General features: G+C 51.4%; 13 protein-coding genes. 10 read left to right on the top strand and 3 right to left on the bottom strand.

From position 1 onward, the window contains the following. The 3 genes from GBAG_RS13950 to GBAG_RS13940 all read right to left on the bottom strand — a co-directional run. Positions 1 to 1988, bottom strand: a 1988-nt coding sequence (locus tag GBAG_RS13950; RefSeq protein WP_034497159.1) for a DUF6531 domain-containing protein, incomplete at its 3' end; no start/stop codon positions are given. 43 nt (positions 1989 to 2031) lie between these two features. Beyond that, positions 2032 to 4149, bottom strand: coding sequence for a type VI secretion system Vgr family protein (locus GBAG_RS13945; protein ID WP_051873724.1), 2118 nt, complete (start codon positions 4147 to 4149; stop codon positions 2032 to 2034). A gap of 274 nt (positions 4150 to 4423) precedes the next feature. Next, positions 4424 to 5140 carry a GntR family transcriptional regulator gene (locus GBAG_RS13940; protein ID WP_167333345.1) on the bottom strand — a complete coding sequence of 239 codons (717 nt, stop codon included), beginning with the start codon at positions 5138 to 5140 and terminating at the stop codon, positions 4424 to 4426. Positions 5141 to 5324: 184 nt separating this feature from the next. On the opposite strand from GBAG_RS13940, the gene mngA reads away from it, so the two are divergent. The 10 genes from mngA to tolA form a co-directional block, all read left to right on the top strand. Beyond that, positions 5325 to 7244, top strand: coding sequence for a PTS 2-O-a-mannosyl-D-glycerate transporter subunit IIABC (mngA, locus tag GBAG_RS13935; protein WP_034497161.1), 1920 nt, complete (start codon positions 5325 to 5327; stop codon positions 7242 to 7244). A gap of 25 nt (positions 7245 to 7269) precedes the next feature. Continuing rightward, entirely contained in the window at positions 7270 to 9912 is a 2643-nt protein-coding gene (gene mngB / locus GBAG_RS13930; RefSeq protein ID WP_034497157.1) for a mannosylglycerate hydrolase, read from the top strand. Between the two features lie 711 nt (positions 9913 to 10623). Beyond that, positions 10624 to 12192, top strand: coding sequence for a cytochrome ubiquinol oxidase subunit I (gene cydA, locus GBAG_RS13925; protein WP_034497155.1), 1569 nt, complete (start codon positions 10624 to 10626; stop codon positions 12190 to 12192). A gap of 15 nt (positions 12193 to 12207) precedes the next feature. After that, entirely contained in the window at positions 12208 to 13347 is a 1140-nt protein-coding gene (gene cydB / locus GBAG_RS13920; protein ID WP_034497152.1) for a cytochrome d ubiquinol oxidase subunit II, read from the top strand. 14 nt (positions 13348 to 13361) lie between these two features. Beyond that, positions 13362 to 13475 carry a cytochrome bd-I oxidase subunit CydX gene (gene cydX, locus GBAG_RS22220; protein WP_064512614.1) on the top strand — a complete coding sequence of 38 codons (114 nt, stop codon included), beginning with the start codon at positions 13362 to 13364 and terminating at the stop codon, positions 13473 to 13475. Next, entirely contained in the window at positions 13475 to 13768 is a 294-nt protein-coding gene (gene ybgE / locus GBAG_RS13915; RefSeq protein WP_034497148.1) for a cyd operon protein YbgE, read from the top strand. Before cydX ends, ybgE begins: the two co-directional genes overlap by 1 nt. A gap of 147 nt (positions 13769 to 13915) precedes the next feature. Further along, on the top strand, positions 13916 to 14320 hold the full coding sequence (gene ybgC, locus GBAG_RS13910) for a tol-pal system-associated acyl-CoA thioesterase (protein ID WP_034497145.1): 405 nt from the start codon (positions 13916 to 13918) through the stop codon (positions 14318 to 14320). Next, on the top strand, positions 14317 to 15003 hold the full coding sequence (gene tolQ, locus GBAG_RS13905) for a Tol-Pal system protein TolQ (protein WP_072009447.1): 687 nt from the start codon (positions 14317 to 14319) through the stop codon (positions 15001 to 15003). Before ybgC ends, tolQ begins: the two co-directional genes overlap by 4 nt. Positions 15004 to 15013: 10 nt before the next feature. Further along, positions 15014 to 15445 (top strand): colicin uptake protein TolR, encoded by a 432-nt coding sequence (tolR, locus tag GBAG_RS13900; protein ID WP_034497142.1) that lies wholly within the window; start codon positions 15014 to 15016, stop codon positions 15443 to 15445. A gap of 28 nt (positions 15446 to 15473) precedes the next feature. Then, positions 15474 to 15987 (top strand): cell envelope integrity protein TolA (gene tolA, locus GBAG_RS13895; protein ID WP_034497140.1); only part of this gene is annotated, 514 nt, incomplete at its 3' end.

The raw sequence follows: 15987 nt of genomic DNA, 5'->3' as shown, positions 1-15987 counted from the left end.
CGGGTGACGAGAGCCGCATCTTCACTGCGTATCAGTTGTCCGGCCAGGCTGTAGTGATAAAGATGTTCACGGCCGTCAAAACCGGTTTCAGCTGTCAGTCTGTCCATCACGTCATAGCTGAACTGCGTGCGCGCGGCATTTTCGTTAATCAGCCCGGTGATGCGACCCGCGCTGTCATATTCGGCCTGTCGGGTCAGGCCACCAGCGGTCTGCGACAACTGATTGCCACGCCCATCGTAACGCTGCGTGGTGATGGTGCTGTCGGGATGTGTGATGGTCAGCAGGTCCCCGGCTTCGTTGTACTGGCGGGTCGTGCGGGTGCCGGTGCTGTCTTCGCTGGCCGTCAGTCGCCCGCGGACATCGTATTCGTAACGGGTGGAGAGCCCTTCTTCCGCCCTCATTTCCGTGACCTGCCCGTCGCGGTTATAGCGGTACTGTGTTTTGTACCCGGAGCAGTCGGTGTATGAGGCGAGCAGACCGTATGCATTCCACTCCAGCTGCTGGCGTCCCCCCGCCGCATCTTCGGTTGCTGAGGGATGTGCGCTTTTCTCATCCGCATAATGCCAGCGGCGGGTATGACCCATGGCATCGGTTTGTGCCGTCAGTCGTCCGCAAGAGTCATATTCACGTGCGGTGCGACCCCCGTCCGGGGCGGTGGTGCTGAGGAGCTGATTGTGGGCGTTGTAATCAAAGCGGCTGACGGTGCCGTCCGGATACCAGATGGCCAGCAGGTTGCCGCTCACCACGTCCAGCTGATATTCGGTTTTACGCCCGGCGGCATCCGTCTGGCTGACCAGCCGTCCGCTGCCGTCAAATTCGCTGGAGATTTCACTGCCGTCAGGTTGTCCGAGCTTCACCACGCGCTTCAGCCCCCGCTCGCCGGCCAGATGATAAACCGTCACCCGCCCGAGGCTGTCGGTCACCACCGTCTGGCTGTCGGTATACAGGAACTGATAACTCAGCCCGCCGGGGTTGGTCTGGGAAATCACCCGCAGCGTGTCGTCATAGACATAGCGACTGGCGGGACGGCCGGTGTGCTGATGGGCGACCATCAGGCCTGTATGTTGCGGGTGCCATTCGAAGTGACGCGTTTTTACCCCCGCCCGGTCATACACCGCCGCCAGTTCCCCGCGCGGCGTGTAGTCATAGCGGGCAAGCGGCAGGGTTGGCCGTTCAGGGAAGGCAGTATCGCGCGCCAGCCAGACGGCAGCGAGGCGGATACCGGCGTCCGGTAATGTGACCAGCTCAAGGCGAAAGCGTCGCCCGGCGCTGTCGGTGACCGACGTCACCTGGCCGGCAAATTTGCCGTCGGCGTCGCGCTGATAACGCAGGTGATTGCCAAAGCTATCCACCAGACCGGTCAACACCCGGAACGGCGGCAACGGGCGCGGCAGCACGTCTTCCGGTGAAACCGGCAACTGAAAAGGCTCCAGTATCCACCACGGCCCGGTGGCGTCATTCGCGACAAAATAACCGTGCGGCGAACGGCGCAGCGTCTCCGGTAGCGCCTGCCATAAGGCACACAGGCGATGGCTGTCGGGTTGCTTATCCACCCCGCCACGGGCGAGCCAGAGTTTTTCGGACGGGCTCCAGGCAATCGCACCCGGAGCCAGCAGGTCAAAATGAATACTGCGCCCACCGTTATCGTTAAGAATGAGCTCAGAAGAACGAATCTGCAGGCGAATATCTGTCGCCGACTGCCAGCCGGAGCCGAACGTGCCGACCGGGGCGGGTGTGTCGGTGCGGTAACTGCTGTAGCTACGGGTGAGGACAAACGGCAGAAGTGCCGGCAGGGCGACATCGGTTTCGCCGGGCAGCACCTTGGCCCCGAGTACCGGGTTGACGGGACTCCCGACCGCGACCCCTCCCGGGCAGACCGAACAGGCCACGCCGGTAGGCGCACCAATCATCACCCCGAGGGAGCCTTGGACAATCGGGCCACCGATTAACGTTGCGTCACCCTGACGCGCAGCAGGCATACCTGGCATGGTGAAATCCTTTTAATTAATAGGTTATCGATGTGTTGTCTGGCTAACTGCCAACGCTGTCAGAAGGCGCAGCAGGAGGCGGTGTGGTCATCCCACAATTCAGGTTTATCAGCAGGGCATCACTGTTCACGGCCGTTACGGCCTGGATATGCAGTTCCATCCCGGACAAAAATATTTTGCCGTCTTTAGTCAGAACAATTTTGGCTTTTCCGCAACTCAGTTCCAGATGGTCCCCGGCGGAGTGTTGTGACACTTTGCCCACACTTTCTGTTTTACGCTCACCCACACTGACGGTCATTTCCTTGCCGACATTGACAGCGTATTTCTGCCCGACCATCAGAGATTTGAGCAGTCCCACTTCTGAGGACTGAGCCAGGGCAACAGAGGTATTCATCACGCCTCCCACGCTGACCTGGTAAGCAAGTCCGACAGTTAATGCACTCAGCAACCCGACCGTTTCTTTTTTTGCGGTCCCGATGGTTTCCGACTGATTCTGGCCGACAGTCAGGACCTGGTTGGCGGTGATGGTTTCCATCTGGTTGGCACCAATGCTTTGCACCTGGTTCCTGGCGATGGTGACTGCCTGGTTGCCGCCCACGTTTTCGCTGTGGTTAGCTGTTACTTCCGTCATCCGGTTATTAAGCACCACCGTCTTCATGTCCTTCTGGGCATGCATCGACAGCAGCTCCTGGCCGGTCTGGTCCTCAAACATCAGTTCGTTGTACCCGGCACCCTTATACGTCTGCGAGCGTATCGCCATCTGGGTTTTAGTCCCCGGCAGGTCGCCCGGTGCACGGTTGGCGGCGTGATAGGTGCGCCCGGTGATAATCGGCTGGTCCGGGTCGCCATTGAGGAAATCGACAATCACTTCCTGGCCGACACGCGGAATGGCGATGTTGCCGAATCCGGTGCCTGCCCACGCCTGGGAGACACGCACCCAGCATGAGCTTTCTTCGTTGGTTTTGTTATACCGGTCCCAGGCAAATTTCACCGTCACGCGCCCGTGCTCGTCGCAGTAGATTTCTTCCCCGGCAGGGCCGGTGACAATGCCAATCTGCGGGCCGTCCACCAGCGGTTTCGGTAGCGGCGCCGGTCGCCAGGTTTGTGTGGCAGGGATAACATGAAAACTGTTGGTGAGCGTGGTGCCCTGGCCGGCGCTGCCGATATGCGCCTGCGGCTGGCTACCGTTCATCTCGCATGACACCACCTGCCACGGGCTGTTTAAATCCTCGCGCGGATGGTCAGTGAGGGTGAACCAGCGCCCCGGCTGGAGCTGCGGGCAATTACTGGTGCCACTGGCAAAATCGACGTTATTGCGCCAGCCTTCCACCTGATATTTCGCAAAATCCGCACCGTGCTGTTCATCCTTAAAACGCCCCGGATAATCAAATATTTCATAGTCCGGGCGTTGATACGACAGGTCTGCCCCTTCTTCCTGGTACTGCGCCTGCCAGCCGGGGGCGGTGAACGTGTAGTCCTTTGTGGTGACTTTTGCCGGGCGGATTTGCGCGCTGCGGCAAAAGGTGTTGATGCAGTATGCGGACGATTCAGAGGCGGCATTCGGGTTATAGGGGAAAGCCCCGAGGCCGCGCAGGTTGCAGCGGTCATCGGTGAAGCTCAGTTTCTGGTCGCTGTCATCGAGATATTCATCCTCGAAGAAAAAAATCCCCTCTTCGGCGGCAAGACGGGCGATGAAATCGTAATCCGACTCCATAAACTGCACGCAGAATTCCCGCGCCGGATGCGGGCGACGGAACAGCGCGTCATGCGTGCGTATCCGCATTTCTTTGAGCAGTTTGGCAAAGATGTACTGGATGTCGTAGTTCTGAAAACTGCGGCAGTTCTGCCGTTGCGAACTGCGCCAGAACTCCGGGCGTACCGTCATGCGGTACAACGTCTGATGTTTGCCGCTGTCGCCCTGCTCGCAGAAGGTGACGATACCGCGCACCCGGCGCTGGATCACGTCCCCCTGCCAGATGGTGAGAACCCCGTATTCATCGAGGAGTTTTTGAAAGCCAATCGCCTGGTCATTGCAGGCGATGGTGATATCCAGGCTGAACAGGGAGGAGAGGGACTGCTTTAGCGTAAAGTTCACCACCGCAAAGGTGTCGGCCGGTGTACGCCCGGCGGTGAAGGTAAAGCGGGTGCCGTCTGAGGCCATGAGGGAAGTCCTTTCCTGTCCGTGGAATTATTGACCAGAGTACATAGTCGCAACTGAACCATAACCCTGATAAATATAATAAAATCAATAAAGTAGGAGGGTTGGAAGATAAAGCGAGCCAAGAATGTTGGCTGTGATGTTGATCACAATATAGAAAATAAGAAAACGGACAGATCAATGCTTAAGATCTTAGAGATTGATGTTCATAGCACCATTCTGGTTGGTAACTTCAATGATGCTATGAGTGCAGTAAGGGGAGGGATTTATGACAGATTTAATGCTTACGCCGCGCCACTAACGTAAATTTGTAATCGTCGCTTTTAAAGATATTGCGGCTGAACTCAAATACCCGCCCATCTTTTAAATACCCGCGCGACACCTTTTCCAGCACCGGTTTACTGGGATCAATACCCAACGCTTTTACCACATCGTCCGACGGCATCACCGCAATGATTTCTTGTTCGCTGCGGTCGATGACCATTTTCTTCACGTTCTCAATAAAGTGATATTTCGAGTTTTCCATCACTTCCCAGGTCAGGTCAGGGAACAGTGAGAGCGGCATCCAGGTTTCTTCCAGAGTGACGGGCTTTTGCTTGATAAAACGCACGCGTTTTACATGCCAGACTTTTTCATCCGTGGTGAGTTGTAAACGGGCGGCCAAAAGCTCATCGGCTTTGGTCACTTCAAAAATTTGCACTTCGCTGTGGGTTTCGACGTTCCGGTCAGCCAGTTTTTCGTAGAAGCTGGTCAGCTGATAAATATCGTAATTGACCTTTTCTTCCTTAACGTATGAACCGCTGCCCTGAATGCTCTCAATGATTTGCTGCTCGGTAAGCTGTTTTAGCGCCTGGCGTACGGTGACACGACTGACCGCAAACTGAGCCTGCAACGCTGATTCAGTCGGCAGCGCATCACCAGGTTTCAGTTCACCGTTTTCAACCTGCTGGCGGATAGCATCGGCAATCTGACGGTACATCGGTTTCTTAGCCACCACGTCCTCCCCTGAGAACATTAAAAATCATGGCGAATCATAGCGCCATTCATCACGACTGTTAACTGATAAGTATTAATACAAATTTAATACAAATATTCTTTACAGTGAAATTGATCACATAAAGGTATTGTTTTGCTGTGTAAGCTTACGGCAACTGGAACCGACTCCTTACGAGGGAATGATGAACCTGACGGCGTTGACTCACCCCGATTTGGTCACACTGCAAACAACGTTTGCCAGTCGTGATGAAGCGATACACACAATGGCGAAACAACTGGCTGCGGTTGGAAAACTACATAGTCTGGAACAATTTCTGACTGAAGTTTTTTCACGTGAAGCGCAGGGGCCAACTGCTCTCGGTGAAGGGTTGGCAGTGCCGCATGGTAAAACAAATGCGGTAAAAGAAGCGGCATTTGCGGCCGCGACGCTTAAAACGCCTGTTGAGTGGGAAGGTGTAGACGGGCCGGAAGCGGTGCGGATGATCTTCTTGCTGGCCATTCCTGAAGGCGAAGCCGGTTCAACTCATATGCAGCTTTTGACTTCTCTGACTACCGTACTGGTTGATGACGAAGTACGCGAAAAAGTGATGCATGCAACATCGGTCGACGAGTTTCTGGCGCTGTTAAACAACGAACCACAAAGTGTCGTGGTTGAAGAAGATGCTTCTCGCCCGACGATTGTTTGTGTCACGGCCTGCCCGGCAGGGATCGCGCACACTTATATGGCGGCGGAATATCTGGAAAAAGCCGGGCGAAAACTAGGTATTAATGTTTATGTCGAAAAGCAGGGGGCGAATGGTATTGAGGGGCGTTTAACTGCGCGGCAAATCAATCAGGCGCATGCATGTATATTTGCCGCCGAAGTCGTTATCAAGGATGTCGAGCGCTTCCAAGGCATCCCGTCAATTACGACACCGGTTGCTGAACCCATCAAACATGCCGAACGTATTTTGCAGCAGGCGCTAGCCTTGAAAGCGTCATCTGATGAACGCGTGCAGCAACAAGATGATGTGCAATCTGTTCCGGGTTTTAAAACCGAATTAAAGCAGGCGTTACTGAGCGGAATTTCCTTTGCTGTTCCGCTGATTGTGGCGGGCGGAACAGTGTTAGCTGTAGCCGTTTTGCTGGCGCAAATTTTTGGTTTGCAGCATTTGTTCGATCTTGAAAATTCGTGGTTGTGGATGTACCGCAAACTTGGCGGTGGAATGCTCGGCACGCTGATGGTGCCGGTTCTGGCGGCATATACGGCTTATTCCCTTGCCGATAAGCCTGCACTTGGTCCTGGTTTTGCTGCAGGGCTTGCGGCAAACATGATTGGCTCGGGTTTTCTCGGCGGGGTGGTGGCCGGTTTAATCGCGGGCTATTTAATGCGTTGGGTGAAAAAGCACATACGCCTGAGCCCTAACTTCAATGGTTTTCTTACTTTCTACCTTTATCCCGTGATTGGCACGCTTGTCGCCGGCAGTCTAATGCTGTTTGTGATTGGCGAACCCGTCGCGTGGATCAACACCTCATTAACTCATTGGCTTAATGGTTTATCCGGCAGCAACGCATTGTTGCTGGGCGGGATTCTGGGCTTTATGTGTTCGTTTGATCTGGGAGGCCCAGTGAATAAAGCCTCTTACGCATTTTGCCTCGGGGCGATGGCGAACGGCGTGTATGGCCCATACGCCATCTTCGCCTCCGTCAAAATGGTTTCAGCTTTTACGGTTACGGCTTCCACATTGATCGCTCCAAAACTGTTCAAAGATTTTGAAATTGAAACGGGTAAATCGACCTGGTTGCTCGGTCTTGCCGGGATCACGGAAGGAGCGATCCCGATGGCGATTGAAGATCCTATTCGTGTGATTGGTTCATTCCTCGTGGGATCGGTTGTTACGGGGGCGATGGTGGGTGCAATGAATATCGGTTTATCGACACCGGGGGCAGGTATTTTCTCTTTATTTTTACTTCATCCTGGCGGTCATAGCGGCATGGCTGCGGCGGCAGGGTGGTTTGGTGCAGCGCTGGTCGGCACCATTATTTCAACCCTGATACTGATTTTGTGGCGTAAACGCGCGGTTAAGCAGGGCAAATATTCCACTGAAAGCGTTTTATCGTAATCACTCAGAAGTAAGGCAAACAAGAATGAAAGCTGTATCTCGTGTTCATATAACTCCCCATATGCATTGGGACCGTGAATGGTATTTCACGACCGAAGAGTCTCGTATCCTATTGATAAATAATATGGAGGAGATACTGACTCGCCTTGAGTGTGATCCTGAATATAAATACTACGTACTCGACGGGCAGACGGCGGTACTGGAAGATTACTTTGCGATTAAACCGGAAAATAAATCTCGTGTGAAAGCGCTGGTCGAAGCGGGCAAGCTGATCATCGGACCGTGGTATACGCAAACAGACACCACTATTGTTTCCGGGGAGTCCATCGTGCGCAACCTGATGTACGGGATGCGGGATTGCCTGGCATTTGGGGAGCCGATGAAAATTGGTTATCTGCCGGACTCGTTTGGGATGTCAGCACAATTGCCGCATATCTTTAACGGTTTTGGAATCAAGCGCGCAATGTTCTGGCGCGGTTGTTCAGAACGCCACGGCACGGACAGAACCGAATTTTTGTGGCACAGCAACGATGGTAGTGAAGTTGTCGCCCAGGTGCTGCCGTTGGGTTACGCCATTGGCAAATATTTGCCGGATGATGAAGTTGGGCTGCGTAAGCGCCTCGACACTTATTTTGAAGTATTGGAAAAGGCTTCTGCAACGCAGGAGATTTTGCTACCAAACGGGCATGATCAAATGCCGCTACAACAAAATATTTTCACGGTCATTGATAAATTGCGCGAGATTTACCCTCAGCGTGAGTTTGTGATGAGCCGTTTTGAGGAAGTATTCGAGAAAATTGAAGCATTGCGCGAGAAGCTTGCCACGCTAAAAGGGGAGTTTATCGACGGCAAGTACATGCGAGTGCACCGCACCATCAGCTCGACACGCATGGACATTAAAATCGCCCATGCGCAGATTGAAAACAAAATCGTCAATATTCTGGAGCCGCTGGCGTCTATCGCGTGGTCGCTAGGTTTTGAATATCACCACGGCCTGCTGGAAAAGATGTGGAAAGAGATCCTGAAAAACCATGCGCATGACAGTATCGGTTGCTGTTGTAGCGACAAAGTTCACAAGGAGATCATGACCCGTTTTGTACTTGCAGACGATATGGCTGAAAATCTGATTCGTTTTTACATGCGTAAAATTGTCGACAATATGCCTGCTACACAAGCCGACAAACTGACGTTTTTCAATATGATGCCCTATCCGCGTGAAGAGGTAATCAACACGACTATTCGCATCCGTGCCAGCCAGTTCACGCTTAAAGATGGTCAGGGCCACGAAGTGGAGTATTTCATTCGTGAGGCGCGGGAAATCGACCCAGGTTTGGTTGACCGGCAAATTGTGCATTACGGCAATTATGACCCGTTCATGGAATACGATATTCAGCTCAGTCAGGTTCTGCCCGCGATGGGTTATTGCACGCTGTATGTCGAAGGGAAGAAGCCTGGCCTGCAACGTAGTGTACCGGTGCCGACGCAAGCTCTGTTGGAAAACAATTTCTATCATATCGCCCTCAACCAGAACGGCACGCTACGTATTACTGATAAATACACTGGCCTGAGTTATGACCAGGTTTTGCAACTGGAAGACGGTTCCGATGACGGCGATGAATATGATTATTCCCCAGCTAAAGCCGAATGGTTGATTTACTCAACTTCGAGCGCGCATGTTTGTGAAGTGAAACACGAAGCATGGCAAAGCATGGCGACATTGAAGCTGCGCATGGCGTTACCTGAGAATTTACAACAGCGGGCAGTGCGCGAGACGAGTGGTTATCTGGATGCTGAATGTCATGTCACGCTTGCACGCAATAGCCGTCGTATTGATATCGAAATACAACTCGATAACCAGGCTTACGATCACCGGGTGAGGGTGTTGATACCGACGCCATTCGCATCGACAGCGGTGTTGGCAGATAACCAGTTTGGGACCATTACACGCCCCGTCGAAGATACGGCGATGGAAAACTGGCAGAAGGAAGGCTGGAAAGAAGCCCCGATTCCGGTATGGAATTTACTCAATTACGCCGCATTGCATGATGGTAAACAAGGTCTGGCGCTGTTTACCGACGGATTGCGTGAGTTTGAAATCATCGGTGAGAAAAAAGACACTTTTGCGCTGACGCTTTTCCGTTCGATTGGTGTTTTGGGCAAAGAAGAATTGGTGTTACGTCCGGGACGACCATCCGGCATCAAATTGCCAACCCCTGATTCTCAACTACGCGGAAAGTTGAGTTGTCGTTTTAGCCTGATGGCATTTAGCGGTTCGCCGACGGCGGCGGGAATTGCACAACATGCCCGCGCATGGCTGACACCGGTGCAGTGCTACAACAAAATTCCATTTGATGCGATGAAACTCAATCGGGCAGATTTTGAAACGCCGGGTACATTTAGCTTGCTTACGATGCCTTCGGTAGGATGTATGCTCAGTGCCCTTAAAAAGGCGGAAGACCGTGATGAATTGATTATTCGCATCTTTAACCCCGACGAACAACACCATGGAGAGGGAATGGTGACTAGCACGCTGCCAATTACTGGCTGGCAGGAGACGGGAATGGATGAAAAACCGTTGCTACAACAATCAGAAAGGGTGGGGCAGTTTGCTGTGGTTAAGCCTTGCCAGTCGCGGACATTTAGCCTTGCGATAGACTGTTCCAGATAGCGTTACTGTTTCTGTCTTTTTCTCAGGCCACGTTTTTACGTGGCCTTTCTGTTTTTCAGTCCACAGCAACATTTTGCTAACCATATCAAAAATAATGACTTGTTAAACATTTCATCATTAAAAGTAAATTATTTGTTAATTATGAGCAAAAAAAGAAATGAACAGCAGAAAATACCGTGAGGTGATTAATGCTGTGCTTCATTAATGCGGAGGATTTAATTTCCGGGCCTGGCTTCAAATAAATAACTTTTGTTTATAGATATCATTCATGCATTAACGAAAATGACTTTTGCAAAACATATCATTAACAACAAGTTCACCATTCATTGTTATGAGGAACTAAATTAACAAACAGGGAATAAATTGCGCTAGATCAATATCTAAAACTAGCAAGTAGGGTGCAAAAGCGCGTAAATTGTTGTAGATCAAGATGGCGGTTAGTGGACATTTTCGCTATAAATTGATCACTGTCTAGAAACGTAAATAAGCCTTAGCAATTACCTATTTATCGTAAGGGATTTGCAGGGTAATATATTTGCGGATTATTTTTGGGTTTTTATTAACGTGTTTGTAACCTTTCATCTTCTTCATTACATACAAATAATGAGAGGGTGGAGTTTGGAAGCCAATGTTTTGTATTAGGGCATGCGTTGTGGTGAACCATCGGGTGAACCACGGTCGGAGTCTTCATGCGAAGAGCAAGGAGTCAAGATGTTTGATATTGTCGAACTGTCGCGCTTACAGTTTGCCTTGACCGCGATGTACCACTTTCTTTTTGTGCCACTAACGCTCGGTATGGCGTTCTTGTTGGCCATCATGGAAACGGTGTACGTTCTGTCAGGTAAGCAAATTTATAAAGATATGACCAAGTTCTGGGGCAAGTTGTTTGGTATCAACTTTGCTTTGGGCGTGGCCACCGGTTTAACCATGGAGTTCCAGTTCGGCACAAACTGGTCTTATTACTCGCATTACGTGGGTGATATCTTTGGTGCCCCTCTGGCCATCGAAGGCCTGATGGCATTCTTCCTTGAATCCACATTCGTGGGTCTGTTCTTCTTCGGTTGGGATCGCCTCGGCAAAGTCCAACACATGGCGGTAACCTGGCTGGTGGCACTTGGCTCCAACCTTTCCGCGCTGTGGATTCTGGTGGCGAACGGCTGGATGCAGAACCCAATTGCCTCCGACTTTAACTTCGAAACCATGCGTATGGAGATGGTCAGCTTCTCCGAATTGGTGTTGAACCCTGTTGCACAGGTGAAATTCGTTCACACAGTGGCTTCTGGCTACGTGTGCGGTGCGATGTTCATCCTCGGTGTGAGTTCTTACTACTTGCTTAAAGGCCGTGACGTTGCATTCGCGAAACGTTCATTTGCCATCGCTGCAAGCTTTGGTATGGCGGCTATCCTGTCTGTCATCGTGCTGGGTGATGAATCCGGTTACGAAATGGGTGACGTGCAGAAAACCAAACTGGCCGCTATTGAAGCTGAGTGGGAAACTCAACCAGCTCCAGCAGCATTTACGCTGTTTGGTATCCCGGACCAGGATAAGCAAGAAAATAGCTATGCGATTCAAATCCCATACGCGCTTGGCATCATCGCCACCCGCTCTGTGGATAAGCAAGTTATTGGTTTGAAAGATCTGATGGTGCAGCACGAAGAACGTATTCGTAACGGCATGAAGGCTTATAGCCTGCTGGAACAGTTACGTGCCGGTTCGAAAGATCAGGCGGTTCGCGATAACTTTGAATCGGTTAAGAAAGACCTGGGTTACGGTCTGTTGCTGAAACGCTATACGCCGAACGTCGCCGACGCGACGGAAGAGCAAATTCAGAAAGCAACCAAAGACTCTATCCCACGCGTTGCTCCGCTGTACTTTGCATTCCGTATCATGGTCGGTTGCGGCTTCCTGATGCTGTTTATCATCGCAGCTTCGTTCTGGACTGTAACACGTAATGCAATCGGCTCGAAAAAATGGCTGTTGCGTGCGGCGCTCTATGGCATCCCGCTGCCATGGATTGCGATTGAATCTGGCTGGTTTGTTGCTGAATACGGTCGTCAACCATGGGCTGTGGGTGAGGTATTGCCAACCGCGGTTGCTAACTCCTCGCTGACCGTGGGCGATCTGATCTTCTCCATGGTACTGATTTGCGGCCTTTACACGCTGTTTATGGTGGCGGAATTGTTCCTGATGTTCAAATTTGCTCGCCTTGGGCCGAGCAGTCTGAAAACAGGTCGCTATCACTTTGAGCAGTCCAATGTGGCTTCTCAGCCGGCACGCTAAGACAGGAGTCGTCAAATGATCGATTATGAAGTATTGCGTTTTATCTGGTGGCTGCTGGTTGGCATTTTGCTGATTGGTTTTGCAGTCACCGACGGCTTTGACATGGGCGTGGGCATGTTGTCTCGCATCATTGGCAAATCTGACGTTGAACGCCGCATTATGGTGAACTCCATCGCCCCGCACTGGGATGGTAACCAGGTGTGGCTCATCACTGCTGGTGGTGCGCTGTTTGCTGCCTGGCCGATGGTTTACGCTGCTGCGTTCTCCGGCTTCTATGTAGCGATGATTCTGGTACTGGCTTCTTTGTTCTTCCGTCCGGTAGGTTTTGATTACCGTTCGAAGATTGAAGACATGCGCTGGCGCAACATGTGGGACTGGGGCATTTTCATCGGTAGCTTCGTGCCACCGTTAGTCATTGGTGTGGCGTTCGGTAACCTGCTGCAAGGCGTGCCGTTCCACGTTGATGAGTATCTGCGCCTGTACTACACCGGTAACTTCTTCCAGTTGCTGAACCCGTTTGGCCTGCTGGCTGGTGTCGTGAGCGTATCCATGATCCTTGCTCAAGGTGCTACTTACCTGCAAATGCGTACTGTGGGTGAACTGCATCTGCGTGCCAAAGCCGCTGCGCAAATTTCAGCGCTGGTGATGATGGTGTGCTTCGCATTGGCTGGTGTTTGGGTTATCTACGGGATTGACGGCTATGTTGTGACTTCAGAATTGAATCACCATGCAGCTTCTAACCCGCTGACTAAAGAAGTCGCTCGTCAGGCAGGTGCCTGGATGGTGAACTTCAATAATATGCCTATTCTGTGGCTCATCCCTGCATTGGGCGTGGTTCTGCCGCTGCTGACTGTGTTGATGTCGCGTCTGGAGAAAGGTGCCATGGCATTCCTGTTCTCTTCATTGACTCTGGCTTGTGTGATTCTGACTGCTGGTGTGGCGATGTTCCCGTTCGTCATGCCTTCAAGCACCATGCTGAACGCGAGTCTGACCATGTGGGATGCAACATCCAGCCAGCTGACGCTGAACGTGATGACCTTTGTTGCTGCGGTATTTGTGCCGATCGTTCTCATCTACACCATCTGGTGTTACTGGAAAATGTTCGGTCGAATCACCAAAGAGCATATCGAAAGCAACACCCACTCTCTGTACTAAGTAAGGAGCTGATTATGTGGTACTTTGCATGGATTCTGGGGACGCTTCTTGCCTGTGCTTTTGGCATCATTACCGCCCTGGCACTTGAGCACGTAGAAGCTGCTAAAGCGGGTAAAGAAGAAATTTAATGGAAGGAATTATCGCAAAGCTGTATGCGGTAATGGATAAGAGCCCTTTAAGGGCTCTTTCCTTGATCATGGCACTTATCCTGGCCGGATGTATGTTTTGGGACCCGTCCCGCTTTGCGGCAAAAACCAGTGACCTGGCAATCTGGCACGGTTTTTTGTTGATGTGGGCTGTTTGCACCGGTGTGATACATGGTGTGGGTTTTCGTCCACGTAAAGTGCTGTGGCAGGGCGTTTTTAGTCCGTTGCCTGCGCTATTAGTCCTGCTGGCAGGGCTGGCTATTTTCTTCTTCTGATGCTTCTTTAAGCTTGAAGATTTTTACACACATTTTATGGGCTTTAACAAGCCCATAAATATTTACCTAACGTTTAATGCAACCCATTCCCAACCCCCATCCTCTTGCGTATAGTAGCAACGTTTAATTGCATTACCGGGATGTAAAGTGAGTACAACGCTGTTTCGATGGCCGGTTCGTGTCTACTACGAAGATACCGATGCCGGTGGTGTGGTATACCATGCCAGTTATGTTGCTTTTTATGAAAGAGCACGCACAGAGATGCTGCGCCATCACAACTTCAACCAGCAAGATTTGTTGGCGGAGCGCGTCGCCTTTGTTGTTCGCAGAATGACAGTGGATTATCTGGCGCCGGCCAGACTCGACGATTTACTCGAAATCCAAAGTGAAATTACATCGATGCGTGGTACCTCTATGGTATTTACACAGCGAATCGTCAATGCCGATAACCAGGTGCTCAACGAAGCTGAGGTCCTGATCGTCTGTGTTGATCCACACCTAATGAAGCCTCGTGCGCTTCCCAAGTCTATTGTCGCGGAGTTCAAGCAGTGACTGACATGAATATCCTTGATTTGTTCCTGAAGGCAAGCCTTCTGGTCAAATTTATCATGTTGATTTTGATTGGTTTTTCCATTGCATCATGGGCAATCATTATTCAGCGTACGCGCATCCTCAATGCTGCTACTCGTGAAGCAGAAGCATTTGAAGATAAGTTCTGGTCGGGCATTGAATTGTCCCGTCTCTATCAGGAAAGCCAGGGCCGCCGTGACAATCTTGCTGGCTCTGAACAAATTTTCTATTCAGGCTTTAAAGAGTTTGCCCGACTGCATCGTGCTAACACGCACGCACCTGAAGCAGTTGTTGAAGGGGCATCTCGCGCCATGCGTATTTCCATGAGCCGTGAGCTGGAAACGCTGGAAACTCATATTCCTTTCCTCGGAACCGTGGGTTCAATCAGTCCGTATATCGGTCTGTTTGGTACGGTTTGGGGGATCATGCACGCCTTTATCGCACTCGGTGCGGTCAAACAAGCGACATTGCAGATGGTTGCACCCGGTATCGCAGAAGCACTGATTGCAACTGCAATCGGTCTGTTCGCTGCAATCCCTGCGGTTATGGCGTATAACCGCCTGAATCAACGTGTGAACAAACTGGAATTGAATTACGACAACTTCATGGAAGAGTTCACGGCTATCCTGCACCGTCAGGCTTTTACCAGCAGCGATAAGCAGTAAGGGGTAAGTCATGGCCAGACGTGGACGTGGGCGTGGTCGTCGGGAATTAAAGTCCGAAATTAACATCGTTCCTCTGCTGGACGTACTGTTGGTGTTGCTGCTTATTTTTATGGCAACAGCTCCAATCATTACACAAAGCGTTGAGGTAGATTTGCCGGATGCGACAGATTCGCAGACGGTGAGTAGTAACGATGAACCACCGGTTATTATTGAAGTTTCCGGGGTAGGGCAGTACAGCGTGGTGGTTGAGAAAGACCGTATGGACCAGTTGCCATCTGAACAGGTTATTGCGGAAGCACAGCGTCGTTTGCAGGCAAACCCGAAAACGGTCTTTTTGATCGGTGGTGCGAAAGATGTTCCTTACGAGGAAATCATCAAAGCACTTAACATGCTGCATAGCGCAGGTGTGAAATCCGTCGGTTTGATGACGCAGCCAATCTGATCCATCTCGCGATATTTGGGAACCGATAGTGTCAAAGGCAACCATAGAAAACGATAAGCTCAAGCGCGCGATAATCGTCTCAGTGATCCTGCATATCATTTTGATTGCAGTCCTGATTTGGAGTTCGTTTGACGAGCACATCGACGCCAGTGCTGGCGGCGGTGGAGGTTCGGCTATTGACGCGGTCATGGTCGACCCTGGTGCTGTTGTTCAGCAGTACAATCGTCAGCAACAGCAGCAGGCGAGTAGTAAACGTGCTGCCGAGCAACGCGAGAAACAAGCGCAACAACAGGCTGAAGAACTTCAGGAAAAACAGGCTGCTGAACAACAGCGTCTGAAAGCTCTGGAGAAAGAACGCCTCGACGCGCAGGAACAAGCGAAGCAACAAGCAGACCAGCAGAAACAGGCGCAAGAAGCTGCTAAAGAAGCGCAAGAGCAACAAAAGCAAGCTGAAGCAGCCGCGGCGAAAGCTAAAGCAGATGCTAAAGCGCAAGCTGATGCTCAGGCAAAATCTCAGGCTGACGCTCAGGCGAAGGCTGCAG

It is taken from the genome of Buttiauxella agrestis ATCC 33320, assembly GCF_000735355.1.
Taxonomy (GTDB): Bacteria; Pseudomonadota; Gammaproteobacteria; order Enterobacterales; family Enterobacteriaceae; genus Buttiauxella; species Buttiauxella agrestis.
The sequence above is the reverse complement of the archived record's forward strand: the minus strand, read 5'-3'. Positions and strand labels throughout refer to the sequence as shown.